General features: G+C 55.6%; 1 protein-coding gene. It reads left to right on the forward strand.

What is annotated here, in order from left to right:
- Positions 1-1,179, forward strand: a 1,179-nt coding sequence (locus H5P30_RS02435) for an ISL3 family transposase (protein WP_221774259.1), incomplete at its 5' end; no start/stop codon positions are given.
- Between the last annotated feature and the right edge of the window lie 49 nt (positions 1,180-1,228).

Here is a 1,228-nt window from a genome sequence, read left to right on the forward strand (position 1 = left end):
TCCCCAATGAATAACCTAACAGGAATAGCAGGCTACGAAGTGATCTCGCAGCGATGCAAATCGGATTTGGACGAGTTGGAGGCGGTTCTGGAGAGGGAGCCTGAGAGATGCCCTTACTGCGCGGCCCCGGGGCCGCGCAGTAAGGGCCGTTATCTTCGGAAGGTGCGTCATCGAAGTGGTTATGTTCGTTCAACTTTTTTGTTGGTGCACACCCGCCGTTTCTGGTGCTGGAGGTGCAAGCGGAGTTTCCTTCCCACGCTTCCGGGCATCCGTCCTTATCGCCAGAGCTCGGAGCTCTTTCGCAAGGAAGTCCACCAGCGCCACGAAGACGGGATCTGCGCGAGCACTTTGGCCAAGAGGGAGCGAATCGGGCAGGCTACGGTCGAACGGATTTATCACCAGCACACCGAGCTGGAGGTGCGCAAACGTTCCAACCGGGATTGCCCCCGGATGCTCGGAATCGACGAGCATACCCTGGGCAAAAAGAACCGCTTTTGCACCACCTTCTGCGACCTCGGCAACAATCGGGTCTTCGAGGTCAGGCCCGGTCGCAGCGAAAAGGAGCTCTCCGGCTTCCTGGCTTCCCTACCGGGGCGCGAGAAGGTCGAGGTTGTTTGCATCGACCTCTCCCAGAGTTACCGAAAGCTCGTGCGCCGTTGGTTCCCCAATGCCCGCATTGTGGCCGATCGCTTCCACGCTGTACGTGCACTCGCTCATCACTTCACGGGCCTTTGCCGTGAGATTGCTCCCGAGATTACCCGCAACAGCGGACTCCTGGCGATCCTGCGAACCCGACCCGGGCGCCTCTCGCAAAAACAGATCCGACGCCGTCAGGAACTCTTCGACAAGCACCCAACCCTCGAGCCCCTCTATCTCAAACGATGGCAAATCCACTCCCTTCTCTGCCAGAAGTCCTGCACAGCAAAGAAGTGTCGATCAAATGCCAAAGAGCTCTATCGACATATCGAAGAACTACAACAACAGGGCTTTGCACAACTCAAAACCCTCGCCAAGACCCTCCAACAATGGATCGAGCCCATCGCCACCATGTGGCGATTTACCAAAAACAATGCCATCACCGAAGGCTTCCACAGAAAAATGAAACTCATCCAAAGAAGAGCCTTCGGCTTCAGAAACTTTGAAAATTACCGACTGCGCGTCCTCGCTCAGTGCCAATGAACACACACAATAATCCTAAAGAAAAATAATCACAAATTATGCCCGGTCC

Source organism: Puniceicoccus vermicola, from assembly GCF_014230055.1.
Lineage (GTDB): Bacteria > Verrucomicrobiota > Verrucomicrobiia > Opitutales > Puniceicoccaceae > Puniceicoccus > Puniceicoccus vermicola.